Source organism: Roseburia sp. AM51-8, from assembly GCF_003478275.1.
Taxonomy (GTDB): Bacteria; Bacillota; Clostridia; order Lachnospirales; family Lachnospiraceae; genus Pararoseburia; species Pararoseburia lenta.
Window position 1 is genome coordinate 38,824 of record NZ_QUEY01000005.1, and the last position, 26,450, is coordinate 65,273.

General features: G+C 39.4%; 27 protein-coding genes and 5 pseudogenes. 16 read left to right on the forward strand and 16 right to left on the reverse strand.

Annotation, left to right across the window (positions count from 1 at the left end; translation table 11 throughout):
* Nucleotides 1-17: 17 nt before the first annotated feature.
* From DW996_RS10780 to DW996_RS10825, 10 genes are all read right to left on the reverse strand, one after another.
* Nucleotides 18-434, reverse strand: coding sequence for a DUF3846 domain-containing protein (locus tag DW996_RS10780; RefSeq protein ID WP_064786913.1), 417 nt, complete (start codon nt 432-434; stop codon nt 18-20).
* Complete coding sequence (locus tag DW996_RS10785; RefSeq protein ID WP_118427274.1) at nt 431-1,261, reverse strand: hypothetical protein; 831 nt, start codon at nt 1,259-1,261, stop codon at nt 431-433. Before DW996_RS10785 ends, DW996_RS10780 begins: the two co-directional genes overlap by 4 nt.
* An 18-nt stretch (nt 1,262-1,279) precedes the next feature.
* Nucleotides 1,280-3,208: an LPD1 domain-containing protein gene (locus tag DW996_RS10790; protein ID WP_223387514.1), complete on the reverse strand. Its 1,929-nt coding sequence runs from the start codon at nt 3,206-3,208 to the stop codon at nt 1,280-1,282.
* A gap of 126 nt (nt 3,209-3,334) precedes the next feature.
* Nucleotides 3,335-4,237 carry a hypothetical protein gene (locus tag DW996_RS10795; RefSeq protein WP_118427270.1) on the reverse strand — a complete coding sequence of 301 codons (903 nt, stop codon included), beginning with the start codon at nt 4,235-4,237 and terminating at the stop codon, nt 3,335-3,337.
* Nucleotides 4,238-4,268: 31 nt separating this feature from the next.
* Nucleotides 4,269-5,039 carry a DUF6674 family protein gene (locus tag DW996_RS10800; RefSeq protein ID WP_117514319.1) on the reverse strand — a complete coding sequence of 257 codons (771 nt, stop codon included), beginning with the start codon at nt 5,037-5,039 and terminating at the stop codon, nt 4,269-4,271.
* Nucleotides 5,040-5,042: 3 nt separating this feature from the next.
* A complete protein-coding gene (locus tag DW996_RS10805; RefSeq protein ID WP_118535727.1) occupies nt 5,043-5,324 on the reverse strand; it encodes a helix-turn-helix domain-containing protein in 282 nt (93 codons plus the stop codon).
* A gap of 32 nt (nt 5,325-5,356) precedes the next feature.
* On the reverse strand, nt 5,357-5,581 hold the full coding sequence (locus tag DW996_RS10810) for a hypothetical protein (protein ID WP_117514323.1): 225 nt from the start codon (nt 5,579-5,581) through the stop codon (nt 5,357-5,359).
* A gap of 13 nt (nt 5,582-5,594) precedes the next feature.
* On the reverse strand, nt 5,595-6,494 hold the full coding sequence (locus tag DW996_RS10815; RefSeq protein WP_243098758.1) for a DUF3991 domain-containing protein: 900 nt from the start codon (nt 6,492-6,494) through the stop codon (nt 5,595-5,597).
* 157 nt (nt 6,495-6,651) lie between these two features.
* Nucleotides 6,652-7,524 (reverse strand): DUF6017 domain-containing protein, encoded by an 873-nt coding sequence (locus DW996_RS10820; protein WP_117514327.1) that lies wholly within the window; start codon nt 7,522-7,524, stop codon nt 6,652-6,654.
* Between the two features lie 29 nt (nt 7,525-7,553).
* On the reverse strand, nt 7,554-8,075 hold the full coding sequence (locus DW996_RS10825; protein WP_117514329.1) for a DUF5720 family protein: 522 nt from the start codon (nt 8,073-8,075) through the stop codon (nt 7,554-7,556).
* Nucleotides 8,076-8,332: 257 nt separating this feature from the next.
* Here DW996_RS10825 and DW996_RS10830 point away from each other — a divergent pair.
* The 8 genes and pseudogenes from DW996_RS10830 to DW996_RS15055 form a co-directional block, all read left to right on the forward strand.
* Nucleotides 8,333-8,515, forward strand: a pseudogene (locus tag DW996_RS10830) (site-specific integrase); the annotation flags it as partial.
* A pseudogene (locus DW996_RS10835) lies at nt 8,505-8,839 on the forward strand (plasmid mobilization protein). The pseudogenes DW996_RS10830 and DW996_RS10835, both read left to right, overlap by 11 nt.
* Nucleotides 8,840-9,019: 180 nt before the next feature.
* Nucleotides 9,020-9,982 carry an AAA family ATPase gene (locus DW996_RS10840; protein WP_330428926.1) on the forward strand — a complete coding sequence of 321 codons (963 nt, stop codon included), beginning with the start codon at nt 9,020-9,022 and terminating at the stop codon, nt 9,980-9,982.
* Nucleotides 9,983-10,337: 355 nt separating this feature from the next.
* A pseudogene (locus tag DW996_RS10845) lies at nt 10,338-11,476 on the forward strand (plasmid recombination protein).
* 26 nt (nt 11,477-11,502) lie between these two features.
* Entirely contained in the window at nt 11,503-11,880 is a 378-nt protein-coding gene (locus tag DW996_RS10850; RefSeq protein WP_009247523.1) for a TnpV protein, read from the forward strand.
* A gap of 453 nt (nt 11,881-12,333) precedes the next feature.
* Nucleotides 12,334-13,878: an ATP-binding cassette domain-containing protein gene (locus DW996_RS10855; RefSeq protein ID WP_009247522.1), complete on the forward strand. Its 1,545-nt coding sequence runs from the start codon at nt 12,334-12,336 to the stop codon at nt 13,876-13,878.
* Between the two features lie 84 nt (nt 13,879-13,962).
* Nucleotides 13,963-14,460, forward strand: coding sequence for a nucleotidyltransferase domain-containing protein (locus tag DW996_RS10860; protein WP_009247521.1), 498 nt, complete (start codon nt 13,963-13,965; stop codon nt 14,458-14,460).
* Nucleotides 14,461-14,682: 222 nt separating this feature from the next.
* Nucleotides 14,683-14,751 carry a hypothetical protein gene (locus DW996_RS15055; protein ID WP_442969957.1) on the forward strand — a complete coding sequence of 23 codons (69 nt, stop codon included), beginning with the start codon at nt 14,683-14,685 and terminating at the stop codon, nt 14,749-14,751.
* Between the two features lie 231 nt (nt 14,752-14,982).
* On the opposite strand, the gene DW996_RS10870 is transcribed toward DW996_RS15055, so the two are convergent.
* From DW996_RS10870 to DW996_RS10895, 6 genes and pseudogenes are all read right to left on the reverse strand, one after another.
* Nucleotides 14,983-15,882, reverse strand: coding sequence for a sensor histidine kinase (locus DW996_RS10870; protein ID WP_118535731.1), 900 nt, complete (start codon nt 15,880-15,882; stop codon nt 14,983-14,985).
* Between the two features lie 9 nt (nt 15,883-15,891).
* Complete coding sequence (locus DW996_RS10875) at nt 15,892-16,629, reverse strand: ABC transporter permease (RefSeq protein ID WP_118535733.1); 738 nt, start codon at nt 16,627-16,629, stop codon at nt 15,892-15,894.
* A gap of 14 nt (nt 16,630-16,643) precedes the next feature.
* Entirely contained in the window at nt 16,644-17,339 is a 696-nt protein-coding gene (locus tag DW996_RS10880) for an ABC transporter permease (RefSeq protein WP_118280159.1), read from the reverse strand.
* The gene (locus DW996_RS10885; protein WP_118535735.1) at nt 17,317-18,255 is read right to left on the reverse strand and encodes an ABC transporter ATP-binding protein; all 939 of its coding nucleotides are present in this window, start codon (nt 18,253-18,255) and stop codon (nt 17,317-17,319) included. The genes DW996_RS10880 and DW996_RS10885 overlap by 23 nt, the downstream gene beginning before the upstream one ends.
* A gap of 102 nt (nt 18,256-18,357) precedes the next feature.
* Nucleotides 18,358-19,044, reverse strand: a complete 687-nt coding sequence (locus DW996_RS10890; RefSeq protein ID WP_118280157.1) for a response regulator transcription factor — start codon at nt 19,042-19,044, stop codon at nt 18,358-18,360.
* Between the two features lie 169 nt (nt 19,045-19,213).
* Nucleotides 19,214-19,627: pseudogene (locus tag DW996_RS10895) on the reverse strand (conjugal transfer protein); the annotation flags it as partial.
* Between DW996_RS10895 and DW996_RS10900 the strand changes: the two are divergent.
* From DW996_RS10900 to DW996_RS10935, 8 genes and pseudogenes are all read left to right on the forward strand, one after another.
* Nucleotides 19,619-19,987 (forward strand): annotated as a pseudogene (locus tag DW996_RS10900) (hypothetical protein); the annotation flags it as partial. The pseudogenes DW996_RS10895 and DW996_RS10900 sit on opposite strands and share 9 nt — an antisense overlap.
* Nucleotides 19,988-20,025: 38 nt before the next feature.
* Nucleotides 20,026-20,985, forward strand: coding sequence for a plasmid recombination protein (locus DW996_RS13455; RefSeq protein WP_243098769.1), 960 nt, complete (start codon nt 20,026-20,028; stop codon nt 20,983-20,985).
* Nucleotides 20,986-21,111: 126 nt separating this feature from the next.
* Nucleotides 21,112-21,324: a helix-turn-helix domain-containing protein gene (locus tag DW996_RS10910; protein WP_118535737.1), complete on the forward strand. Its 213-nt coding sequence runs from the start codon at nt 21,112-21,114 to the stop codon at nt 21,322-21,324.
* Nucleotides 21,325-21,329: 5 nt separating this feature from the next.
* Nucleotides 21,330-21,794: a very short patch repair endonuclease gene (locus DW996_RS10915; protein ID WP_118535845.1), complete on the forward strand. Its 465-nt coding sequence runs from the start codon at nt 21,330-21,332 to the stop codon at nt 21,792-21,794.
* A complete protein-coding gene (locus DW996_RS10920; protein WP_118535739.1) occupies nt 21,787-22,788 on the forward strand; it encodes a DNA cytosine methyltransferase in 1,002 nt (333 codons plus the stop codon). The genes DW996_RS10915 and DW996_RS10920 overlap by 8 nt, the downstream gene beginning before the upstream one ends.
* Nucleotides 22,778-23,860 carry an HpaII family restriction endonuclease gene (locus DW996_RS10925; RefSeq protein ID WP_243098759.1) on the forward strand — a complete coding sequence of 361 codons (1,083 nt, stop codon included), beginning with the start codon at nt 22,778-22,780 and terminating at the stop codon, nt 23,858-23,860. Before DW996_RS10920 ends, DW996_RS10925 begins: the two co-directional genes overlap by 11 nt.
* A 44-nt stretch (nt 23,861-23,904) precedes the next feature.
* Nucleotides 23,905-25,080 carry an FRG domain-containing protein gene (locus DW996_RS10930; RefSeq protein WP_158575322.1) on the forward strand — a complete coding sequence of 392 codons (1,176 nt, stop codon included), beginning with the start codon at nt 23,905-23,907 and terminating at the stop codon, nt 25,078-25,080.
* An 11-nt stretch (nt 25,081-25,091) separates the two neighbouring features.
* A complete protein-coding gene (locus DW996_RS10935) occupies nt 25,092-26,309 on the forward strand; it encodes a DUF262 domain-containing protein (protein WP_118535743.1) in 1,218 nt (405 codons plus the stop codon).
* Nucleotides 26,310-26,450 lie beyond the last annotated feature (141 nt).

The following is a 26,450-nucleotide window of genomic DNA, read 5'->3' on the forward strand; positions in this document are numbered from 1 at the left end:
AATTGGCTCCTTTCTTTCTACAAATCCGGGCCGGAATGGTGCATCATCGGTTTTTCCCGGTGTTCATTGGTTGCAGGCTGCTTGACTGCAATGATCTCGCCGGCAATCCTTGCAAATTTTTCAGGGTACTTGAACTGCTCCCCGTATTTCTCCATCAAGTCCGGGGAAAGGTCTGTAAAATCTTCCTCGCCAAGACCAACGATCAGAAAATTCCCGGACACAATATCATAAACGTGGCCGTCATCATCAAAGAGAGCCCGGTTCAGAGGCAGTCCCATCAGCTTGCCTTCATCATTGCAGATCAGAGCCACCGGGTCCTCATACGGATAGACCGCCTGAATGTCTCCACCCACTGCCGCCTGCAAAGATTTCAGACCGCTTTCAATCTCCGCAGCATAAGGGGACTTGCCCGGCTCTACCATTAACACTTTCATAACTGTATATCCTCCTTCTTTTTCATTGCCATACCGGGAGCGGCTGGCGTTTTTTCCTGGGTTTTTGCCACAGAGAGCTTCCCCAGGACGGAAGGCTTCTCCTGGTTTTGGGGCGTAAAAATACCGCCCTCCGAAACCTCGGCGGCGGCATGTTCCGTTTTGGTCTGTTCCAGTCCTTCAACCGTATAACCAGGTAAGAGAGTGCCATGAACCATAAAATGACGCTCATATTCTTTCGGAATTGGCGGGGAAATTTCCGTGAATAAATGGGAATAGGCTTTCTTCCGCCCGTCCAGGTATTTTATGGCTGCATTCTTATCTGTATATCGTTTCTGGTTTTGTCCGGCAATCTTTTCTCCATATCCCTGCTTCGGGGAATGAATACGGACTTCCCATGTCACATACCAGGCAACCGGAATACTCTGTTTTGTTTCCCTGTCATATTTCGTATCTTCCCAAATACTGCAGGTCATCTGATAGACCCGGTTGCTGATTTTCTGATCCGCCCTCCAGTTATCGGTGTCTTTCCACTGATTGCCGGTATGTTCAATCTCAGGTGTACGAAGATATTCCAAAGCCCGGTTGATCGTCTGTGTTGCCGCTGCCTGCTGTTCCCACTGTTTTGCGGCAGCCACCACGATTTCATAGGCTTTCTGCTCCCCGTCGATACTTCCCTGGCGCATGGCTTCCAGGCTATCTGTTCCCATTGTGATCAGTGTAGAAATATCCACATTTTCACAAACTACGCTGTGCTCAATTTTAAGCTCCAATCCCGGCGTCAAGTGGTCGCCATACCGGTAGGCATGATAATCTTTATTTTCTTCCAAAATGCTGTTCACCTCCTGCTATATTTCCGGCTCGTGGTTTTTTCTGGAAAACGTCTGTGCCGGTGATTTTTTATCTGCCGGCCTGTTTGCCGCAAGCTGATCCATCACGGAAGGACGGCCGACGCCGAACATGGATAGCTGCCCGTCCGCCGCCTCACGAAGTTCAGAAACAGAGAGGGGAAGCGTTACATCGGCATGGGTCAATAGCTGTTCCCGTTTCAAATCCTGAATGATCTCGTCAAAAACAGCGTTGATTGCACGGCGTTCTTCCCCCACAGGGAAGGCTTTCAATACCTCCATTTCTCCGTCTTTACCGGAAACCAGGGTAAGGGCACAGTCGGCATGGCCTGCCAGATAATCCGATGTGTAGGGCAGTTTGTCCTTGATATAACAGGCAAAGGCTCTGGCTGTCATTTCCACATTGCTGTCCCAATAACCGCCGTCTTTTTCACATTCTTTTCCCATGCGTACCGAATTACGGTAAAAATCAGTTTCCGTCCGTCCAATCTGCGGAGCTTCCTGCGCCTGCATCCCGGAAAGCATACGCTCAAAAATTTCCAGCCGTTCCCGTTCACTTTTGGGAATTACCCGGCCGGTAACATTCTTCTTAAATGCGCTGATCTGTTCCACAGAGCCGGGTTCGCCGGACAAAAATGCTTCCCGCAAGACTGCGTAGGTTTCCATCTGTTCCTCATTGCCATACCGTTTCAGGGAGGCAAGAACCGAGGAATCCAGCCAGCTTGCCGCATTTTTCCGGGTGCGTTCTGTTTGTGCTTCCGTGCGCTTTGCTGCCTGTTCCGGTGTTTCCGGTTTATACTTCATGGTGTCAATGAGTTTTTGGAACGGCGCATAGAGGTGGGGCTGTTCTGACAGCATCCCTTTTGCTCCCATCTTTGTACCAAGATAATCGTCAAGTCCATGCCACCATTCATGTGCCAGGGAACCGGCCCCGTGCATTTTTGTAAGATTGATGACTGTACGCAAAGGTTCATAATGAGCTGCAGCATTGCCACTGCCTCTTGCACCAAAAGCGATAGCAAGTGTTCCCTGATAAGCAATATCTTTATCGCTGATCTTAAGGGCTGACGCCAGATCCTTTAGTGCTTCAAATCCCATGTTAAGGGAGGTCTGCCGGTCGTTCTGGTTCATCCAGTTTCCAAACTCACCGCCGCGGAACCCAAAGGTATCAAGATAATGCTGTCCGGTGATCTCCACGCCATTCCGATAATCCGGTCCGGTACGTTTGACATGGGCAAGCTGTGGAGGGACAAAACGGATCTTTCCGTTTTTGTTCCTGCCTTTGGCAAGTTCCTGCACCCATTTCAGGGCAGCTTCTTTGGTCTCAAAATTGGTCCGCAGGATCGAATAGCCTTTTGTCACATAGTAGGTACCGGGTTTCCAGTCCCCATTTTTAGAATAGGTCTGTTTCCCGTCGTTGAAGTGGATCGCATAACCTTTCGGTATTTTCTGCTCTTTGGAAACACAAAACTGTTCCTTTTTTGCTTTCTGAGCAAAGTTGCGCTCAAAATATTCAGCCGAGCGGATCAGCATGGTATTGGACAATTTGTTTGTGATCACGGGATTGTCCTGTCCCTTTTTCGTTGCCCGGTAATGGATTCCGCTTCCCCAGCCCTGTACCTTTTCTAAGTATCCATTGTCAGCGAAAAAGCGGTCATAGGCTCTTATGGCATCCTCCACAGTACGGACATCTGAAAGCACTGTCTGCAATTCCCGGACTGTTTTTATATATTCCTTTTGTCTCGCGGTCCGTTTTTCCGGGGTGTCATCCGTGCGGTAATACTGAGGGGAAGCGTTTAAGCCGTCCCTCGCTTTTTTGATAAAATAGACCACGCCAAGAGGAATCCCTTCCTCCAGCATGGCTGCATAGTCCGGCTTTTTCCAGACATTATCCTTTTTCACAAATTTTTCGGCTTCGCGCTCATTCATGGCTTCCAGATCATCCGCATACAGCCCGCGGTCTTTCCACAGGTCTTTTTTCGCACCGCCGATCTTTTCGCCGAAATCTTCATGCACTCCTGCCAATCTTCATCACCTCCAGTCTGTGTAGAATTCTTATCGCTCCGGGGCAGGGCGGCGTTCTTCGTTTTTGAGAAGTTGTGGGAGGTTTCCTGTGAGCCGGTCAGTTTCCCTGCGGATCAGTTTGTCCAGAGCGCCTAAATCCTCCGGTGCAATGGCAAACTCCCGGTAATTTTCATACCACAGGCCCGTAGAGACTGCCGCAATGGGCGCAATTTTCTCCGAACCGGATGGAAGAAGGCGATACACAGGGGCTTCGTCATAAAGAAGCATCTGTTTTGCCGTTCCCTGTGGTATGCGGTACTTATCCATATCCGGGTTCTGGGCTGCCTCCATATATTGCATATTCAGGCGTTCTTCTAAATCCTGGGGCATATAACGAAATGCCTGATCCATCCACTGTCTGAACATCGTGGAATAGTGGTACTGCCATTCCGTAACTTGATTCGGGGCATAAGAAAATCCCCAACTTTTCAGAGCATCTTTTTCGTAAAGCTCCATTTCAGTCCATTCTTTCAGGCTGACCGTAGCCGCTGAACCATCTTTGCGTTCGACATTGACGCCGCAGGGATAGAGGATATTTCTTTTTATATCCTGCCGCAGCGTGTCTAAATCCATCATCAGGACATCTCCGTACAAGTGACCGCCCTCTCTGCGATCCGTATGAAACAGGAAAACCCTCGCTCCGATAAACTCCGTTGTTGAGATCATTTGATGAAGATCCGCCGTAGAACAATAAGCAAACAAAGCGTCGGAAAGCCACATGTGATTTTTCTCCATGATGGCAATGGAATCAGCCCCGGTATTTGTCGCCAGAGAACGCATATTAAATTCGCATTCCCTAAGAAAATCTCCGGCAAAAATATGGAGCTCATACGCAAAGATGGATAAGTCTGTATCACGGATCAAATGAATCTGCGGTAGTGGTTCCTGATTCAATCAAATTCCTCCTTTCATGTGAACCTGACAATTACCGGCTTTCCTTATCATGGGAAGATGCCGGCTGCTTTTTTGCCGGTTCCGTTTTTGCTGCCTGTTCCCGCATTGCTTCCAAAACAGAAGGGCGCCTTTCCGCAGTCTGTTCCAACCGGGCAAGGGTATTAAGTGCCCACTCCGCATTACGGTTAATGGAGGATATAAGAGCGCCCTCCACTTTGAAAGCACCTTTGAACACCCTGGCAATCTTTCCATTTTCTTTTGCGTCTGTCTCCGCAGGTTTTCCTTGAATAGCACGGCCCATATTTTTGAGATGCCGCTCCATTTCGTGATATTCCGTACTGAAAGCGTCAATTCTGGCAACAGCCCTGTTGTTGGCCTGCATACTTTTTTCTGCTGCACTTTGAATGGACTCCAACACCGGTCTGACATGTAAAAACTGTGTGATCCCATTCAAAGCAACAGTACCTCGTTCCCTGAAATCGGCAAGGATATTCCTGCACCCGTTTATGATCTGGCCTTTGAGTTCGGAAAGACGGTGACGCATAACGGAAATATTCATCTCCATAGCTTTACAGCTCTTTTGGAGAGTATCTTTCAGGGAATGGTTCTGTAATCCCTGCATTTCCTGACGCACTGCCTTTAGTTCCTCGGTTGCCTCCAAAAGACGCTGCTCCATCCCGGTCACATGCTCGATTAGCTTGGCAAATTCTTCATATCCCGGTGTATTGTTGTCTTTTAGGAGAGCAAGCAGCTCTTTGACCTGCTCATTTTCCGCAATCGGCTGGCTATCTGTCTCCGTCATTCATCAATCCCTCCCATCTGCCGGTAGCTGCCCTCTGGCAATCTTGCCAACAATCTCCGGACCGGTTTCATAAATCTGCATGAGGCGTTTTGCTGTGCCGCAGGGCTGTGCAGCTCCGCTGGTCCAAAGACGCACTGTGAATGGGGCAACATTCATCAAAAGCGCAAAGCCCTTTTCGTTCATGTCCAGCTTTTTCATCAGCGATTTAACCATATCGGGGCCGTAGTCTGGACACCGGGAAGCCTCGGCAATCATCTGCAAAGCGGTATTTTCAATTTTTTTCATTTTCAAATCCTCCTGTTATTTGTTTTCCAGCCCTATGCCGGGGCAAAGCCGATCTGGTTGTGTTTCATCCTTTTGGCAAAGTCCGGCATCGAATAATTTACCCCGTCAATTTCTGCATGGGTGTCATCCAGACGATGGCAAACAGCAAAATGCCTGTCCCCGTTTCCATAGAACAGGCAAAGTAAACCATTGTCAGGAATAGAAAACAGCGCTTTTCCGGCGCTGTCTGTAAAGCAGATCTGTTGAGATCCATTCATGTTGAAATCCTCCCTAAATTGAAACAGCCGCCTCTTTTGGGCGGCGTTGGTGCTGGCTGGTTTGCAGTTGTTCCCGAACCTCCAGCAATTTTTCATTGTAATCTTTTCCCATCCGGGGAGGGTTGACACTTACCCGGATATGACGGAAACGTTTATCCTCGTGGAGCATGGTCTTGATTTTCCGGGCATTGACAAATCCGGCAAGATCGTGGTCCATATAAAGGGTAACACGCCGGATCTCCGGGTGGCGTTCCAGAAAAGAAGTCAGCGCCACATGGGAAGTACCTCCCAAAGACAAGCGGTAACCATTCCATTTCCATCCCTCCAGCTCTTGAAGCGTTGCATGGGAAAGCGCATCAATAGGAGCTTCAAAGACTGCCACATGCCGGCTACCCGGACTTTGCGGGGGATAACAAAAGTTATATCCTTTGTCGCTGCCATAGACATCCTTTTTGAGATTGCCGCCGATACTGCGCATACAGGCGAACTTCGCTTTCCCGGAATCATCTTTCCCTACAAATACACAAACCGGTTCTCCATGATACCGGGCTTCGTAAAAAATCCCGGCTTGTAAACACTGGCGAATGACTTCTGAGCTGATTCCCCGTTTCTGCAAATAGGAGACCGCAGCGGTCGCGCAACGTCTGGCCCAGGGGAGAGAGAATGCTTTCTTTTCCGGTTCTTTTGATACCTGTATTTCTGCCGTACTTCGGTAAGCCGGTGTATGTCGGATTTCGCCACCTACCAGAGCATGAACCGCATCCACAAGACCATATCCCCGAATCTGGATCAGGTAGTCCAGCGCATTGATACTCTGTCCACGGCTGTTCCAGTACCAGTACCTTTTCCCGGTCACATATACCAGACTGTCATGTTCCTTATGCCGGAAATTAGGTCCATCCCGTTTCAGCACACCGGTTCATGGAACTGCAGGTAAGTAAACAGATCAGCTTCCCGCGCTGCCTGAATCTGTTCTTTGGTTACGCCGGGCATTGTACCGGCACAGTGATTCTTTTCATCGTGCTTTGCCTCCTTCCTGTGATGGAATGAAAAAAGACACCCAAAGGTGCCTAACAGCCGTACAGATCGTGATTGACCTCGGCACGGTAATAGCTGTCCATTGTAGCCGGGGCATTATACAGCGCCGCCAGCAGATATGCTTTGATATTTCCAACCTTCGTCGTGTTCTTGTCGATACAGTCAAAGACATACTCTAAGTGACCGGAATTGATCTTCAGGAACCGGCTCTTGACGATCTCCCGCGGAAAATCATCTCCGGCGATGCGTATGTAAGGGCGTTTCGACAAAATCACTTCAAGCATAAGTTCAAGGGTTTCGTCCAGACGTTCCCTGCCATACCGTAAGACCAGTAAGTCATATTCGATATTTTCTTTGATGATTTCACGATAGGCTTCTATCAGCTCTATCCGATCCATCCCATCCGTGCGGCTTGCCGCTTCCGGCTCTGCCGGATAGATTGATGGATAAGTTATTGATTTATCTTTTTTTGATTTTTTTGTTTTTAATGGATTAGTATTTAATTGTACCGGATTTGCCTGTTCAGGTTCCGCCTGTTTAGGTTTTGCCTGTTCAGGTTTTACCTGTCTTGGATTTTCCCGTTTAGGTGAAAGCCCTGTGTTTTCGGTGCTTACAGGCTGCTCATGGATCGTATATTCAATGTCTCCCAACTGCCCGTTATCATAGCGGAGGCGCTGCCTGGTGAGATAACCATGCCGCTCCAGTTCCTTCAGGGCAGTAGTGATAGAATCCACACCGTCCTTGCAGATATGGGCGAGTCCTTTCGTGGTATAATCCCAATCTTCCGGCAGCGACAACATAAGTGATAAAAGCCCCTTTGCCTTTAAGGACAACTCCGTATTGCGCAGATGGTGATTGCTCATTATCGTAAAGTCCTTTGTTTTCTCTACACGGAATACTGCCATTGTATCGCCTCCTTTCTTCGACTATTCCGTTACAAGGCATGATCCCTGTGGTCATAATGGAGATGACCGCCAGAGACCTTCGCATGGTTTTTCAGTTTCACTTCGCCCCGTTCCTGGCTCTCTAAAAATTTCTGATAGCCGGCATCTGTAAGGAACAAGCGCATCTTATCGCCTTTGTCGCCAACAGGGGAATCGTAAGACAATACATCAAAAATGATCATGTGCCTTACCTCCGGGTCAAAACGTTCAAGCGCCATGATGTCATGCCCCTTCAATTTTTCTGCACCTGATTGTTGTCTGGCCTCGGCGATCTTTTCTCCAATCGTCCGGGCTGGATAGGGCAGACGGTAATTCTTCTGAATATCTTTTACCAAGTCCATGCACTCTGCATTTGACAGAACACGAAGTTTTGCCATAAGACCTTCTGCCGCCTCCCGCTGTTCGGAATTATTTGAATACCGCACGGTCATATAAAGTTCATTCAGGATCTTTGTCTGATAATCGCCCTCAACCTGAAAGAGCAGCTTTTTTTCCATTTCGTTTAATTCCATGGGGATCTCCTTTCTCTCGAAAATGAGTATGAAAAAAGGGCGTCCACCTATAAAAGTGAAACGCCCACGGCAACCAGCGGTCAGACATAAAGCCGGACCGCTGGCACTATTAAATTTTGTCGTTAATAAAACAGCCTCCTTTTTTCTTTATAGTTTTCGTCAATTTTCAACTTGGAAAAGGAATTGAATAAAAGACGACAAACGCTCAAACCCCTTGAAAATAAAGGCTTTTTCTGTTTGTCGTTATTATACCGTAACGGCACAGCCACATTTCACTCTTGATTGATATGGGCTTTTCTGCGGTGGCGATTGCTGACCGAGTTGGTCACGAAAGTATTGATATTACTTATCAGTACGCACACCTCTTTCCGTCAAAGCAGATTGAGATGGCAGAAAAATTAGATGATTTAGGGAAAGGAGATTTTGAAAATGTCAGCTAAGAACAGAGATAACAAAAATCGTTGGAGGAATATCACAGTAGGGTTTCGAGTATCGCCCGAAGAAAACGAACTCATTAACAGAGCTGTAGCTCTATCAGGATTGCCAAAACAGGAGTATTGTTACCGCCGTTGCTTAAATCAGGATGTGGTGGTACAGGGCAATCCGAGAGTGTATAAGGCGTTGAAAACGGAATTTGCCACAGCCTTGCGGAACTGAAAAGGATTGAAGCAGGAAAAGGTGTGGATGATGAACTGCTGAGTGTAATAGAACTGATTTCCATTATTCTCGGCGGTTTGAAAGGAGAGGATGCGAATGGAGAATAAAAAAGAAATGACTATTCCAAATGTATCTGCGGCAACAGATGCGGAACAGCACTTTCCAAATGTACTGACAATAGTATAGTCAATCAGGATACGGATTTCAAGGGGTACGAGCAATCTTTTGAAGAAATGCAAAGGGAAATACTCAGACAGTTAGACCCTTCCTATCTGAAAACAGTATCAATGACAACGCTGTATGATACGGTGTTTGAGGTTCAGACACCACTTATCGACGGTCTGCTCCAAAGGGGAACTTACCTTTTCGTAGGTTCCCCGAAAGTGGGAAAGAGCTTTATGATGGCACAGCTTGCCTATCATATCAGCACAGGCACACCGCTTTGGGAGTATAAGGTGCGTAAGGCAACGGTGCTTTATTTTGCCCTTGAAGATGATTACCCACGTTTGCAGAAGCGATTGTTTCAGATGTTCGGTGCAAAGGAGACAGGCAATCTGTATTTCGCAACGGAATGTAAAACGGTCAATGGCGGACTGGAAGAACAGATAAGAGGGTTTATGAGGGAACACCCAGACACAGGCTTGATTATCATAGACACCTTAAAGCGTGTGCGTGAAGCAGGCGGAGCAGATTACAGCTACGCAAGTGATTATGATGTTGTGGCAAGGCTGAAAGCGTTGGCAGACAGTTACAAGGTTTCAATGCTTATTGTTCATCATACACGCAAACAAAAATCGGAAGATATATTCGATATGATTTCAGGCACGAATGGTCTGATGGGTGCGGCAGACGGTGCATTTGTTCTCAGTAAGGACAAGCGTACTTCCAACAATGCCACACTTGATGTTGCTGGCAGAGACCAGCAGGATATGAAAATCCATCTTGTAAGGGACAGCGAGCGATTGGTGTGGAACTTTGCAAAATCGGAAACGGAGATGTGGAAAGAACCGCCCGAACCTCTGCTTGAGAAGATAGCGGATACGCTCTTTTCGGAAAGTGACAGATGGGAAGGAACTGCTTCGGAACTTTGCGAAAGGCTTGCGGTGGATATAAAGCCGAATGTACTTTCTTTAAGGCTCAGTATCAACGCAAGCAGGCTGTTTCGTGATTACGGTATCCGTTATCAGAACAGCCGCACACACGACGGAAGAAAGGTTTCACTTTGGAAAGAAACCGAGCAGACGGCGTGACAAACGGTGTCAAAGGTGTCAATGTTTTTGAGAGCAGCACGCTGTGAAAAACATTGTCACCATCGTCACACTTTGACACCGGATAAAGTTTAGGGGAGTGTGCAGAGAGTGCCTTTTCAAAGGCGGCTCTTTGGTCTCGCCTGCTGGCTCGGTCGGTTCGCAGGCGTGTGTGCCACCGGCACACGCTCACCCCTCGGAGAGCCTTCGGAGAACGCAAAACCTGTTTACAGGTCGCATTTTTGATGGGTGTACCCGTCAAAGTGCTTTTTGCGTTACTTTTGACAAAAGTAACAAAACCTGAGAATGTTGAAATTTACAGATGGGAGATGAAAAAATGCAGAGAACGATAAGTGCAATGGTCGGTAAAGGCTCGGTCAATCACAATAGCCGAAAGTTCCGAGCAGAAAATGTAGACGGAACTCGTACTCATCTCAATATCGACTACTGCAATGAAAATATAAAGACAGTTTATCACGAATTGTTTGATGAAGCATTGGAAAGATACAATGCCAAGCAGATAAGGTCAGACCGAAAGATAAAAGATTATTATGAAAAAATCCGAAGTTCCAAGCAGGAAAAACCGTTCCACGAAATCATTTTACAGGTGGGCGGTAAGGGAAATATGAACGCCGATACGGAAAACGGAGAACTGGCAAAGCAGATTTTAGATGAATACTATCAGGGTTTTCAGGAGCGAAATCCACAGCTTCGGGTGTTCTCGGCTCATCTGCATATGGATGAAGCTACACCACATCTGCACATAGATTTTGTACCTTTTACCACAGGCAGCAAGCGTGGACTTGATACAAGAGTGTCACTAAAGCAGGCTCTTGCAACGCAAGGTTTTAAGGGCGGCAGTCGTGGCGATACGGAGTGGTCGCAATGGATACAGTCCGAAAAAGAACAGCTTGCGGCGGTGATGGAACGTTATGGGATTGAGTGGGAACATTTAGGCACACACGAAAAACATCTTTCTGTTTTGGATTATAAAAAGCAGGAAAGAGAAAAAGAAGTGGCGGCATTAGGTGCGAAAATCGAGCAGAAACAGATTGAATTTGATGTGTTGTCGGAACGAGTATTGAACTATGATAAGGCAAAAGACGAGCTGTCAAATCTTGAAATAGAGCTTGATACTGCACCGAAATATCAGTTGCCAGAACCAGAGAAATTTATGACTGCAAAGGCATATAAACCAAAATGGCAGAGCCGGTTGTAAGGAAATTGAAGCAACTTGTCAAAACGGTGCTTGCCCGCTGCTTTGAGGGGTGGGACAACTATCATAGGCTGAATACAGCGAATGCACAGTTATACCGCACCAATCAGCGTTTGGAGAAAGTCAATGAAAGATTGACCGAAGAAAACAAAATCCTAAAAGCAGAAAATAAAGATTACAGCCTGCTCCGTAAGGTTTTTGGTCGCAAACAGATAGATGATTTGTTGGAGCAGGCAAGAACAGTTAAAGGTCGCAAGCGTGATAATACACGATCACGATAGACAAAAATCACAGGAGGAAAAGGAAAATGACAAAGACAATTTTTGAAGAAATGGGCGGAACTTATAGACAGGTGGGTGATTATTTATTGCCGAACATCACAGTACCAGCCGAAGAAGAAATAGAGCCGATTGGTTTATGGGGGAAACGACATGCAAGGCATTTAAAGGAACACTATAAAGTGTTATATATGAACCTGCTGACAAGCGGAAAGCTGCATAGTTATCTTGCAGAAGTCGATAAGCAAGCAGAGGATATGTTTCTTCGACTGGTAAAGGAATATGCCGACAGACAAGATGTGACGGAACAATTAAAGAAAGATAATCCCTACGAATGGATTGGAAGAATGAATAATATTCAGGCTTGTGTGAGGGAAGTTGTAGGAACGGAGTTGATTTACACATAAGCGTTTTACGGTATGGTGCTCCTGCGTTTGCTGGAGTGCTGTGGTTGTGGTTGTAAAGAGGTTGTGAAAGATTGAATTTCGTAATGGTTGGATGTATAATTAGGAAGTGAAAATTTTAATTTGCACTTCCATAAGGTGAAATGTATTGACACAAAAAATACAGTATGATAGTATTGCCATTAGAAGAAAGAAAGGCACATTTTGTGTAAGGTGAGGAAATGATTAATAGATAATTTGATTTAAGTAAGACACATATAGTTATTGAGCCTGTAGAGAATAGGTTTGTTTTGTGTACGCTTAAGTTGGATTATCGCAAGAGGCATTTCCTTTGTTTTCCTTTTGGAAAAGAAATAAGGGGCTATTTAGCGAGTCTATTTTTGCGTATGCAAAAAAGACTCGTTTTTGTGTGTTCAAAATAATAATTGGCTCAGACTTCGAAAAGGAGAAACTTTAATGTTGCAGATAAAAAAATTAAATTTAACACATAAAAAAGACCTGAGAATAATTCTTAATGATTTCAACCTTGTGCTAAATGATGGAGATAAGGCAGTTATTATTGGAGAAGAGGGAAATGGGAAATCGACATTAATGAAGTGGATATACAATCCGTCGCTTGTAGAAAACTATATAGAAGCAGATGGGGAAAGGATAATGGGACACGAACGTCTTGGTTATCTTCCGCAGGAGATGCTCGATGAAGATAAGGAAAAAACAATATACGAATATTTTTCTGAAGAGGAAATATTCTGGGAGAAAACGCCTAAAGAATTGTCTGTTATTGCGGGAAAATTTGGAATGAAAAATGATTTTTTCTACAGTAACCAGACAATGGGTAGTCTTTCAGGAGGCGAAAAAGTCAAGACACAACTTATGAGGCTTTTCATTCGCGATGTTTCTGTGCTGTTGTTGGACGAACCTTCCAATGACATCGACATTGCGACGCTTACATTACTGGAAAAAATCATAAATGACTGGAAGCACATTGTGCTTTTTATTTCACACGATGAAACGCTGATAGAGCGTACTGCCAACATGGTGATACATATCGAGCAGATTATACGAAAAACAAAGGCGAGATATACCGTGGCAAAGCTTCCCTATAGACGCTATGTGGAAGAACGGCTTCATAAATTTGAAATCCAAAAACAGCGGGCACTGAGTGACCGTAGGGAGAAAAAGATTCGCGATGAAAAATATCAAAGAGTTATGCAGAGTGTACAAGGTGCATTAAGAAGTTGTACCAGACAAGCACCGTCTGTTGCCAAAAACTTAAAGGACAAAATGCATACGGTTAAGGCAATGGAACGAAGATTTGAAAAAGAAGATGAAAATATGACTCAGATGCCGGAACAGGAAGAAGCAATCTTTGTCAAATTAGGGGATGAAAACTCACACATTCCCGCAGGAAAAACGGTCATAGAATATGAACTTTCAAAGCTTGTGACTCCGGATGGCAAAAGAATTTTAGCAGAAGGAATTCATTTAAAAATAAAAGGTTCAGAAAAAATCTGTATGATAGGAGCCAACGGGGCAGGAAAAACGACTCTTCTAAAAAAGATAGCGGAAGAACTCCTAAATCGGAATGACATTAAAGCAGAATATATGCCTCAAACTTATGAAGACCTGCTGGATTTGGATGTTACACCGGTTGATTACCTTGATAAAACAGGAGATAAAGAAGAGCGTACAAGAATTAGAACATACCTTGGTTCACTTAAATACACACCAGATGAAATGGAGCATCCGATTCGGGAGTTATCAGGCGGACAAAAGGCGAAAGTGCTTCTCTTGAGGATGAGCTTAAGTGGTGCAAATGTTCTTATTCTGGATGAACCGACAAGAAATTTTTCACCATTGTCCGGTCCGGTAATAAGAAAAATGCTCCGAGAATTTCCGGGGGCTGTCATTAGCATTTCTCACGATAGAAAGTATATTGAAGAGGTGTGCGATAAAATATATCAGCTAAATCCTAATGGATTACAGCTAATTGGTGATTGATAACAAAAAGGATGAAAGACTGACAAATTTCAGGCTTTTAGTGAGTTGGAAAGCATACAAAGATTTGAATTTGGAGGATAGATTATGGTACGTACAGAAGATGCATGTGAAATTATAAAATATGCTTTGCAAAACGAAATTAAAGTATATTTAGATGGCGGATGGGGTGTTGATGCACTTCTTAAAAGAGAATCAAGAATACACAATGATATTGATTTGTTTGTTGAACTGAAACATTATCATGATTATATTTATGTGATTAAGCAGCATGGATTTGAGGAAGTAAATACTGATTATACAACGGATGGTCATACTGTCTGGAAAGATGATAAACAAAGAATCATTGATTTACATTGTTTTGAATTTACAGATGACGGAATTGTTTATGAGGGAGATATATTTCCATCAAAAACTTTTTCCGGTATTGGAAAAGTTGGAGATATAACTGTTTCTTGTATTGAACCATTGAGTCAGGTAATGCTTCATTTGGGATATGAACACGATAAAAATGATGTGCATGATGTGATGCTGTTGTGTGAAACATTTCAAATAGCAATACCAGATGAATATAAGGAAAAGTAAAATTTCAGTTTTGTGTTGAATCTCTAAGCAAAATAGCTTATAATTTGACATGCTACATATAGTTATTATCCACAGTTATCGAGTAGGTGTTATCAATGCCGATAACAAAATGATAACATTAGCTCGTATAGGCAGGATAATATGGATATATCAAATAATCAAAAGAACGAGAAACATTACAGAGAATAATTCCTAAACAAAAAGCGTTAGTCTTTGTAGAGTTTGAATGAATTAAAAATCATTCAAGGTACGATTGACGGTATCTTGAACAGCAGAGAGAATAAGAAGTGATTTGCTTCTTGCTTTCTCTGTTTTCCTATACAGATTCTTCAACATTTATTTGTTGATCTGCTCCGCAGACAACAAATAAGAGCCGACTATCCTTATTTCTTTATCGTAAATTTACTTGTTACACAGTAATGAAAAAAGCCAATAGTTTGTAACTGAACTTTACAAACTATTGACTTTACATTTTGATGTCCACTCTTCAATGAATTATCATACGAATATATCTTCAATACTTTATAATTCAAGAGTAATAATAAGGCTATTGGCATGTACTTTTGCAACAATATTTCCGCCAAGAATGGCAACAAGTGTTTTTACTACCGCAAGTCCCAATCCTGTACTTGCATTATGTCTTGATTTATCGCCTGTATAAAAACGGTCAAAAAGTCGATTGCAATCAATTTCTGAACTGTCACTCATTGGATTTTCAATGGTAAATATAATATTATTATTTTCTTTCTCCATAAGTGTTATTTTTATCGTTCCAACAGAATACTTAATTGCATTTGTCAACAGATTTTGTAAAATTCGTTCTACCATATTTTTATCAGAATATACGTATATTGAATAATCTGGGAGATTTATTTCGGGTAAAATATTCTCCTTTTCTAATGCAACGGCATTTTCCGTAATTAAATTTATTAACATATTAGATATATTAAACTTTTCTTTTTCTGGAACTGTCTGCTGTTCCTCCAAAATAGAAAGGTCATAGAATGTCTCTACCAATTCTTTCATTTTTTCGGCTTTGCTAAAAATCACTTTTACGCGCTGTGCTTGACTGGATTCCCAATTTTCTTTTTGCAATAATTGTAAATGACCAAGAATGACTGTAAGAGGTGTACGCAAATCATGTGATATATTAGCAACAGATTCTTTTAAATACTCTTCATTGCGTAATACGCCTGCAACAGCCTGTCGTTGTCTGATATTATATTGATTCAATATACCAGCCAGTCTTTCTAAATCTTTATCAATCAACGAAATGTCTAACATCTGCTGTGAATTTCCAGAATTCAATTCATTAACTTGATCCGCAAGATTACGGATTTGTTTTTTTAATTGAATATATCGAAATAGCAGTATTACTAAAAATATTGTTATGATAATTAAAATCCATTCTATGTTAGACATTTTCTCCACCTATTTAAAATCACATTTACAAAATTTTATCCACGAAAGCAATACCAATATACCAGACCATATACATCCTACTAAAATAGCTATCGGTTGAAAAAAGGTTTTCATGCTGACAACGATTCTGATTTGATAAGTAGGTAAAAAACCGACTGGTAATCTCAACATCATTCCATAGCCAAGATATAAGCTAAGACCAAAAATAATAATTGCTGTAACCGAGGTTGCTTTTACAGCATCCTGTAAATAGCAACAAATAAGTATTGCAATTAGAAATATCGCACTATTAAGCAGACAAGAATAAATGATTGCTTTTATAATATTGTAAAAAAACATTCCCACGTCTACAACACCAAAGCGTCCAAATTCCCTTATGCACCCTGAAACTGGATAGACAAGAGCCATAAGATTAAAAGCAATTAAATACGATATTATTTTACTTGTAAAAATTTGTTTTCTGGAATGTCCAGCACTGACCTCTAAGTTTATTGTTCTCTTAGAAAATTCCTGTCCTAAAATCAATGCAAGTATAGCCGACATGATGATAAGAAGAAACGTAGAATCATACACCATTCCATTAAAAATATCAGCAAGAGAAGAAGCAATTTCTTCTGTCGATCCCATGATCTCTGTAACATAAGTATCTGCTGTAAAAAATCCTAAAATAAATATTCCAATCATACTACACCAGTAAATAGAATTATGTAACAACTGATATTTTTCCAGTTTTAATAATTTATCCATAAAAACACCTCCGGTTATTTCAAGTCTGTATGTAAAAAAGCACTACCTGCAATGAAATATAAAATAAAATTCCATAAAAGATCTACAAACAAGCAAAAGTTTGTCGAATAGACCTTTTGCAATGAAATTAACCTAAGTTGTCCCATTGGTATTATTCTGCTGATTATTTGTGCAGATTCACTGTTCAGCAAAAAAATCATAACAAAAAATAAAACCATTGAAACTGTCAGTGTTTTCCCCATATCACGAAAAATAAAAGCAAAAAACATCGGTAATGCACACAGTGTTATCATGGCAAACAGAGTTAGTAAAACCATAGTATATGTGCTATCATTCCAAAAAAGTTTTTCTCCAATATAAAATTGACTAATAATTCCATGTACAAATAATGGAAATACCAGAATGATAATACAACCTATTTGAGATACAATTAACTTTACTCTAAATATAGAACTTCTTTTATGTCCGGCAGTAATATAAGTATTTAAAGTTCTTCCACTAAAATCACTTCCAATGAACAATGCTATAAACACTATACTCAAAAAATAGAGTAACGGAATATTGTATAATGATGCCATAATTAAGTTTGAAGAGCGTTCTTTACTATCTAACAGCAATATGCTACTTAAAAGGAGATTGAATATTCCAATTCCCCAAAAATACCAACTGTGAAACAACTTATATAACTCAGTTTTTAGGAGATTTGACATCTTTTGTTCCTCCTATTTTGCTCAAAAAATAGTCCTCCAAAGTATCGCCAGATACAGAAAGTCCTGTTACAAGAATGTGCGATTCTGCCAAAGCAGACGCAACTGTCTCTAAATCATTCAAATAATCATACAAACGAATTATGCCATCTGGCATTAGTTTAAAGTTATCTGTATGAAGATTCTCTTCCAAAACCAGAACCGTTTTCTGAACATCTGTTGTTTTAATTGCTATATGTCGTTTACACCGTTCATTTAATTCATAATCAGAAATCTCTTCTATAATTTTTCCATGGTCAATCAGAATAAATTCTGATGCTGTTTGATACAATTCTTCTAAGATATGGCTTGAAACCAAAATGGTCATACCATATTCTTTATTCAAAATTTTTAATAAATTTCTGATTTCTACAATTCCAGCAGGGTCAAGGCCATTGACAGGCTCGTCTAAAATCAATAGTTCTGGCGTATTTAAAAGTGCAATCGCTATCCCCAATCGTTGACGCATACCTAATGAAAAATTGCGGACACTCTTTTTACCTGTATCTTGCAATCCAACCATATCTAATGTCCTTTTAATAACTGATTTATCTGGTATGCCTCGTTGAATACGCTGTACTTCCATATTTTGATAGGCAGTCATTGACGGGAATAGAGCAGGCATTTCAATCATACTTCCAATTCGTTTACGCTGTTTCTGCAATTCTTCTGTTCCAGAATTTCCCCATAAAGAAAGTGTACCACTTGTTGGAAACGCAAGCCCTGTGACTAATCTTAAAAAAGTAGTCTTACCTGCTCCGTTTTGACCAATAAATCCATAAATTTTTCCTTTTTTTATTTGTAAATTTATGTGGTCTAATGCTAATGTTTGTTTATATTCTTTGGTTAAAGACTTTGCTTCTAAAATAATTGAACTCATATCCCAAACCTCCTTTACTTAAACCAGTATAACGGGCAATTTTAAAGAATTTCTTAAATCGTTAATGAGAAAAGTTAAAAAAATAATAAAGCTAAGGAACGTTTAATCCTTAGCTTTATGTAGGCGGTAGCCAATGCCCCAAACAGTATCAATAAATTCTGTATCAGAGCATATCGCTTTTAATTTATTGCGTAAATTACTGATATGAACATTAAGTGTATTATCTTCAGCAATATATTCTGTATCCCAAACACTTTGAAAAAGATTCGATTTTGAAAATACTTTATCTGGATATTTCATCAACAATTCTAAAATGCCAAATTCTTTAGCGGTTAAGGATAATTCTATTCCATTCAAAAATGCTGTATTTTTCTCTAGGTCTAAAGTCAGATTGTTATGTTGCAAACATTCTGTCTGGCTATTTTGAAATTGTACTCGTCGCAGATTACTTTCAATTCTGGCAAGCACTTCTTCCATATCAAAAGGTTTTGTGATATAATCGTCTGCTCCCAGACGAAGCAAGTCGATTTTATTTTGTGTAGTTTCTTTCGCTGAAATAATAATAACAGGTATCGTAAATTTCTTGCGTACATCAGATAAAATAATATCACCACTCCGATAAGGAAGCATAATATCAAGTATAATCAAATCAATGTTTTCTTTATTCAAAAAATCCAGAACATGAAGTCCATCATATTGGCAATGCACAGCATATCCTTTTTCTTTTAGAAAATCAGCCAATAACGCATTTATTTCTAAATCATCTTCAATAATCAATATTTGATTCATTAGCCTACCTCATTCCTGCAATGCTACTTTCCCATTATACATTTAAGGTTGTATTTCCTCAATACCATTGCAACCAATCATATGAGAGGGATTCTTATTTTGTCAATCTAATTGTAAGCAGAATAGTATAGATTGGATAAACAATTACCATACTATTCTGCTGTAACATTTATTCTACAATCTTCCAGTTATCGTTCTTATGAAGCACAAGCTCATACTGTGAGATTTGCGTCATTTTCGACTTGTTATCCAGATACTTTACGGACACGCTAACTTTGAGGGTGTCGCCGTCTTTGGTAAAGACAGGGTTTACCAGTTCCGAAAATACATAGTCGCCGGATATAGGAGCAATCACACCGTCTTTGACATAGTAGGCAAGTTCCTTTTCCGTAGCTGTCGGATAGAGTTTAAAGAATGTTTCCAAGAAAGCGGTAGCGTCCTTAACTGTGTCGGAACTGACACTGACATCGGCTTCCTGTACTTTCGGTTCATACTTTGATTTCTGTACCGACGGAGCAAGGGTAGGATTCCGGGTAATGACCATTGCACCGTCCTTATCTACATGAACGGTCACGGTATGGGTTCAATTGATTTCTTTGCAGTAGCAAGGAGCGTAATGCTTGTCGGCAGAATAGAGGGACAGTCTGATATGAGGGCTGTTGTACAGATAAAAAATCACCTTGCACCATTTGGACATCCTAAAGAATTTGAACTTACGCAGGATGGATTTCGCTGGAGTGGTGATTATGAGATTACAGCTGATGAAGTGCTTGGAGGTATAGTACCCAAAGCAAGTAAACTTGAGATAGCAAAGCAGTTTCTAAGGGATCGTTCCAGGGCAAATGTAATGATTCTTAGTACAGAAATCATTGAACAGGCGGTACAGGAAGGGATTTCTAAACGTACACTTGAGGCAGCTAAGAAAGAACTTAAAATAGATTAGAAGAATATAATAAAAAGCAGACACGACCAGACCGCCGGATAGAAGATTATTTTGAACATGTCGCTGGCAAGGAGCAGGATATGGCAGTAGAAATAATCATTCAGATAGGCGACAGGGAGTTCTGGAAACAGTATGATGATATGAAATCATGTATAAAACTGTCATACGAGATAATATTGGACGAACTAAAAAAGAAACTTCCGCAGTTTGTAGTGGCAAATGCAGTAGTTCATCTTGATGAGGACAGTCCACATATGCATATAGTGGGAGTACCTGTGGCAGATGGTTATAAAAAGGGACTTCGTAAGCAGGTGTCAAAGAGAAAAGTATTTACGAAAGAAGTCTTGTCAAGAGTGCTGCAGGACGAGCTAAGGGAGGTCGCTAATAAAGGGGTTAATGATTGGTTTGGAGAACAGATAAAGGAAAAGTCAAAAGGTCGGAATCATGATCTGACCGTTGCGGAATATAAGGTGGCACAGGAGAGCAGAAAACTTGAAGAGATTCAGCAACAAAACAATGAAGAACAGTCGAAAAATACTAAGCTTAGAAGCAGTAATGCAAGTATATCATATCAGATAACTACACTTGAGAAGAGTCATAACAGGAATATTGATATGATAGCCGCTGACGAGGATAGACTTGAGAAAGTCAGATATAACATTGATGCAGCAGAGAATGAGTATGTTAAATATGCGGATATGATTACGGATAAAAAGAATAAGCTGGAAGAACTTTATTCTAAAGAAAATGAACTGATAGAGCGTACCAAAATTGCTGAGAATGTATATGATATGTTTCGTCAGGGTGGTGATGACGACGTAAGGGAGAAACTTATTGATGTTATGTATGAGAATCAGAGGCTGCAGGAGGAAAATAAGTCGTTAAGGGAGTTGTTGGAGAAGGCTTATGAATTTATGAAACAGTTTGTGATTGATGGGGTTAATCTGTTGGAGAGGTTTTTGGAGAGTGTAGGGAATGTGATGGAAAGACTAAGGTGATTTTATAAAATGAGCAAAACAAACAATAAAATATGAGAACTCATAAATAATTAAAATAACCATTGATTTATCTACTGCGGCGTGGTAATATATATACGAACGTATGTTTCGACTTCGGAGGAAAACATGAGAATAAGTTATAAAAAATTATGGAAACTGTTGATAGACAGAGATATGTTAAAAAAGGATCTTGCAGAAAAAGCTGGGATAAGTAATGCATCAATTGCCAAATTGGGAAGAAATGAAAATGTTAATACTGATATATTACTTAAGATATGTGTAGCACTTGAGTGCGATATGGAAGACATACTCGAAATTGTCCCTGACGAATCGGAGTGAATAAATTGGATAGACTGACTAAAGAACAACGTCATAAAAATATGAAAAATATTAAATCGAAGGATACTTCCATTGAGTTAAGACTTCGAAAGGAACTGTGGAAACGAGGATATAGGTATCGCAAAAATTATGCAGAATTACCAGGAAAACCTGACATTGTTCTCACTAAATATAAGATAGTTATATTTTGTGATAGTGAATTTTTTCATGGTAAAGACTGGGAGGTTTTAAAACCACAGTTGGAGAAGGGAAATAATGCAGACTTTTGGATTAATAAAATATCTAAAAATCAACAGCACGATGATGAAATAAATAAACAACTTCAATTTCTGGGTTGGACTGTTATACGCTTTTGGGGAAAAGATATCATAAAGAAGACCGATGAGTGTGTACAGGTAATAGAAGAAACTATATTTGAACAGAAATATAATGATTACGATATTGAAACAGAGGAGATTTCACATGTATAAATCAATAGACTTATTTGCTGGCATAGGTGGAATTAGAAAAGGATTTGATAGAGCATTTGGAGAAAATATAAATACAGTATTCGTAAGTGAATGGGACGAATATGCACAGAAAACATATAAATTGAATTATCATGATGGATTTGACATTGCAGGTGATATAACACAAATAGATGAAAAAGAAATACCTGAGTTCGATATTTGTTTAGCGGGTTTTCCGTGCCAGGCATTTTCACTTGCAGGAAAACGTATGGGATTCGATGACGATTATAAGGGAATGTGCAGAGGAACTTTATTTCAGGATGTTGTTAGAATATGCGAATATCATAAACCTAAAGTTATTTTTTGTGAAAATGTTAAAGGATTAACTATACATGACGGTGGACGTACCTTTAAGGTTATAAAAAAAGCTTTTGAACAGATTGGCTATACAGTATATGATAAGGTTTTGAATAGTAAAGATTTTGGTGTGCCTCAGAATAGGGAAAGAATATATATTGTTGCATTTCGAAATAACATTGATAGTAGTGAGTTTCATTTCCCTGAACCTACAAATTCCAATACTTGTATCAGAGATATAATAGAAGAACATGAAGTAAGTGTAAAATATTATCTTTCAACCGTATATATTGAAACACTTAAAAGACATAAAGCTCGTCATGAAGCTAGAGGAAATGGCTTTGGTTATGAAATAAGAGATCTTGACGGAAAAGCAGGAGCAATTGTGTGTGGAGGAATGGGAAGAGAAAGAAATTTAATTGTTGATAAGCGATTGACAAATTTTACTCCAATTACTCATATAAAGGGAGAAGTAAATAGAGAAGGAATAAGAAAGATGACGCCAAGAGAATGGGCAAGACTTCAAGGGTTCCCAGATGATTTTAAGCTTGAACTGGCAGATACACATTTGTATAAACAACTTGGCAACAGTGTAACGGTTAATGTTATTGAAGAAATAGCAAAAGAAATAAGGAAGGTGTTGGAAAATGACAACTAAAGATTCAAAAATGTCTGGAAATAAAGGCGAATGGTCAGAATTATATGCATTTATGAAATTGCTCAGTCAGGGAAGAGTATATGCAGCAAATGAAAAAGTAGAAAAAATTGAAGATGTATACTATCCAATTCTCAAGATAATGCGAGAGGAAACCAGGGGCGAGATTATTGATTATATTATTGGTGATAATCAAATAAATGTAGAAATGCACGCTAATAGAATATTGTCAATTGATAGAAAAGAAATGGGAAATCAGGCAGATAGGCTGTTAAGCGAAATTGCTACACATAGCGGAAGTTTTGAACTTGAAGATGTGGCTAAATTTGCTAATGGTATAAAGGTAACAAAGATAAAGGCTCCATCTACTGATACTACCGATATTTCTATGCAAATTGAAGATATACATACAAACTATATTAGAAATGTTGGCTTTTCGATTAAATCAGAAATTGGAAATGCACCTACATTATTGAATGCAGGTTTAACGACCAATTTTATTTATAAAGTGACTGGCATATCGTCAGCTCAGGCGAATGAAATTAATGCTATAGATACCAGAACAAAGATTAAAGATAAAATGTCCAAAATAGCCGAGTATGGTGGAAACATTGAGTATTGTGGAATGAATCATGATGGATTTAAGAGAAATTTAATTATGGTAGACAGTAGCATGCCGGAAATCATCGGCAATATGCTGTTATATTTTTATACTGAAGATGTGAAGGAATGTGATAAGTTAGTGGACATGCTTGGAGATAGGGATCCGTTGGAATATGGAGATGCTATGATGTACACATATAAATTTAAAAAGTTCTTATGTTCCTGTGCTTTGGGAATGAAACCCGCAAAGCCTTGGGATGGATTGGATGAAGCAAATGGTGGATATATCATTGTAAAAGCAGACGGAGAGATTCTTGCTTATCATATTTATAACAGAAATTTCTTTGAGCAGTATTTGCTGGATAATACCATTCTTGAACGTGCATCTACAAGTAGGCATGATTATATGAGTTTGTACGAGGAAAATGGTGAGATGTTTATTAAGCTGAACTTGCAGATAAGGTTTAGATAGGAGTGGATAAAGATAAAAATGAAGTACTATTGGAGGAATTACCTGTGATACTGGAAGAATTATTTAAAATAATATATAAAATTATAGATGACACGGATGATGTTGAAGAGATTATTAAAAATGAAGCGGTGAAAGATGTTGATTTAACAGAGTTGATACAGATAACGGATCAACAAATTGCCGAGTACATTAATGAAAAAATATGTGATAAAGAAAAGAACGATTTGGTTTTTAAAGTGTTTCAAAAACTAAAAATAAATCAATCTATTGAAGAAATAACTGATGAAGTTGAAAATGAGGAAAAAGAACAAAGGAAAAGGGCAGTTCTTGCTTTATTTGAAAAAATTATAGAACCAGATGAAATTGAAATTACGGATAAGGATGTATGCATTAAGTATAATTTTGGAGAAAATAGTAAATTAAAAAACAAAATTGATGAAATAGATAAATGGAACAGGGATAATGTAGTAGAGACCGTGTCAAGAGAATTAAAAGTGCCAATAGATAATATAATTTTAGTTGATAATGTAAGCAGTTATATTGATTTTATTAGTAATTTTGATGAAAATAACTATGTCTCAAGAGGACAGAAAGATTGCAAATTTAAACTAGAACCATCGCTACATAGAATATATAATGATAGTTTTCAACTGCATTCATCACAATACGAATCTGCATTTAAGCAGCGTATATTGTATTATGATGAAACAACAGAAAAAAAGAATGCTGAAGAGTTAAGAGCATATGGGCAGCACTATGGTTTACCGACCAATTATTTAGACTTTACAGAAGCACATTTGATTTCGTTACTTTTTGCAGTTGAAGATTTTGAATATACCGATAATCATTCCATTGTATACTTTGTGGATGCATTATCGTATAATCGTGACAATGTTAAAGCTGAAAGAAAATTGGTAGACTTTTCTGATGATGAAATGAAGGCATCTTTGGAAAGAGAGTATTCAGATAAATCATATTTTATTAGGGTTGGAAATTGCAATGAACGGATACATTTTCAGAAAGGCTGTTTTTTAAGGGTCGAACATAGGGATACTCTTGATAGAATGTTTGAAAAGTATACAAAGATTGCAATAATAGATAAAGATTGCAAAGAGAATATTTTAAAAGAGTTATTTAAATTGGGTATAACTTTTGAGAATATTTATCCTGATAAGGATAATATGGTGAGAACAATAAAATTTATAAAAGAACATATGTAAGGAGAGAAAAAATGCAGTTACCATTAGATGTTGAATATACAAGACCTTTAATATCTATTCAGGATATGGTGAATTTCATAGATAAAGGTGAAAGATACTTAAAGAGGGCTAGTGAGGAATTAAATGAGGAGGAAGAACTGGAATTTTTGCAAGGTATTATTTTGAGTCCAGATTATCAAAGGGAATATCGTTCAAAAGCAAAAGAGGAAAGTTCAATAATTGAATCAATCATTGTGGGAATTCCAATTCCTGAAATTTTTCTTGTAAGAACTGGTAGCAATGGAATACAGTTGAGGCATGTTATGGATGGTCAGCATAGATTGACAGCTATATATAGATTTGTAAAGGATAAATTTGCATTAACTGAACTTGAACTATTGAAAGATAATGAGGATTTTAAGAATAAGAAATTTTCGCAGTTGAGTAAAGAAATAAAGTTTAGAATTTTAAGCAGTCATTTGTCTGTTCTTGAGTTTGAAGCATTTTCCAATGATGATATGGAGATTGAACTTTTTAAGAGATATAATCGCAATACTAAACCTTTGGAAAAACATGAAATTTCAATGGCAACTTTTTACTCAAAAACAAGTTTATATATAACAAATTTCCTTAACCATAATATTGAAAACCAAGATAAGGATATGGTGTCAAAAAAACTGATAAAAATATATAATGTTACAACTGATAGAAAGAATAAGCAGCGAAACCATCAGGAGTTATGTATTATATTTAGTATAATTAATGATGGTCCAAATGTCATATATAAAGATGGTGTGGAAATAGCGGATAAGTATTTAGAAGTGCAGGCAAATGCATATAAGGATGGAGAAAATAGCAACCTTCAGCAGATTAAGAATAAATTTAATCAGTTTAATATGTTTATTATAAAACTATCTGAATTTATAGAATATCCATTTTCGAGTGCAATATTTAAAGGAGAAGACAAGAGATCGGTTAAATTTCATACAGGAGTATCAATGGTACTGGCAACGATTTTTTACTATTTTGATATAGATATGAATAGCCCGTTTTTGTTGGAAGAAGTACAGGATATAATTTTGAATAGCCCGCTTGGGGATGAGACATACAATGCATCAAGTACAAATATGAGAAATGTTATGAATTATTTATATATTAAAAACAAAGTATTTGATAAAGAGTACAAATCAATGAGATATAAGGGAAATATTTCTTCAGATATCATTCAAGTTTTAAATAAAAATGAGTAATAATATTCACAAGAAGAAAATTGTATATGTGATACCCATATGATACCTAAATTTTTGAAAACATAAAATAATTGTGATAAAAGGTGTAATAATCGCCATTAAAAACTTTAAAAATCAAGCCTTCACAGGGATAATAAGTTT

Bases quoted from the DNA above. Each gene is read 5' to 3' on its own strand.
- DW996_RS10780 (WP_064786913.1), bottom strand. From the start codon at position 434: ATGAAAGTGTTAATGGTAGAGCCGGGCAAGTCCCCTTATGCTGCGGAG.
- DW996_RS10790 (WP_223387514.1), bottom strand. From the start codon at position 3,208: ATGAATGAGCGCGAAGCCGAAAAATTTGTGAAAAAGGATAATGTCTGG.
- DW996_RS10800 (WP_117514319.1), bottom strand. From the start codon at position 5,039: ATGACGGAGACAGATAGCCAGCCGATTGCGGAAAATGAGCAGGTCAAA.
- DW996_RS10805 (WP_118535727.1), bottom strand. From the start codon at position 5,324: ATGAAAAAAATTGAAAATACCGCTTTGCAGATGATTGCCGAGGCTTCC.
- DW996_RS10810 (WP_117514323.1), bottom strand. From the start codon at position 5,581: ATGAATGGATCTCAACAGATCTGCTTTACAGACAGCGCCGGAAAAGCG.
- DW996_RS10820 (WP_117514327.1), bottom strand. From the start codon at position 7,524: ATGGCAGTATTCCGTGTAGAGAAAACAAAGGACTTTACGATAATGAGC.
- DW996_RS10825 (WP_117514329.1), bottom strand. From the start codon at position 8,075: ATGGAATTAAACGAAATGGAAAAAAAGCTGCTCTTTCAGGTTGAGGGC.
- DW996_RS10840 (WP_330428926.1), top strand. From the start codon at position 9,020: ATGACAACGCTGTATGATACGGTGTTTGAGGTTCAGACACCACTTATC.
- DW996_RS10850 (WP_009247523.1), top strand. From the start codon at position 11,503: ATGACAAAGACAATTTTTGAAGAAATGGGCGGAACTTATAGACAGGTG.
- DW996_RS10855 (WP_009247522.1), top strand. From the start codon at position 12,334: ATGTTGCAGATAAAAAAATTAAATTTAACACATAAAAAAGACCTGAGA.
- DW996_RS10860 (WP_009247521.1), top strand. From the start codon at position 13,963: ATGGTACGTACAGAAGATGCATGTGAAATTATAAAATATGCTTTGCAA.
- DW996_RS10870 (WP_118535731.1), bottom strand. From the start codon at position 15,882: ATGTCTAACATAGAATGGATTTTAATTATCATAACAATATTTTTAGTA.
- DW996_RS10875 (WP_118535733.1), bottom strand. From the start codon at position 16,629: ATGGATAAATTATTAAAACTGGAAAAATATCAGTTGTTACATAATTCT.
- DW996_RS10880 (WP_118280159.1), bottom strand. From the start codon at position 17,339: ATGTCAAATCTCCTAAAAACTGAGTTATATAAGTTGTTTCACAGTTGG.
- DW996_RS10885 (WP_118535735.1), bottom strand. From the start codon at position 18,255: ATGAGTTCAATTATTTTAGAAGCAAAGTCTTTAACCAAAGAATATAAA.
- DW996_RS10890 (WP_118280157.1), bottom strand. From the start codon at position 19,044: ATGAATCAAATATTGATTATTGAAGATGATTTAGAAATAAATGCGTTA.
- DW996_RS10910 (WP_118535737.1), top strand. From the start codon at position 21,112: ATGAGAATAAGTTATAAAAAATTATGGAAACTGTTGATAGACAGAGAT.
- DW996_RS10920 (WP_118535739.1), top strand. From the start codon at position 21,787: ATGTATAAATCAATAGACTTATTTGCTGGCATAGGTGGAATTAGAAAA.
- DW996_RS10925 (WP_243098759.1), top strand. From the start codon at position 22,778: ATGACAACTAAAGATTCAAAAATGTCTGGAAATAAAGGCGAATGGTCA.
- DW996_RS10935 (WP_118535743.1), top strand. From the start codon at position 25,092: ATGCAGTTACCATTAGATGTTGAATATACAAGACCTTTAATATCTATT.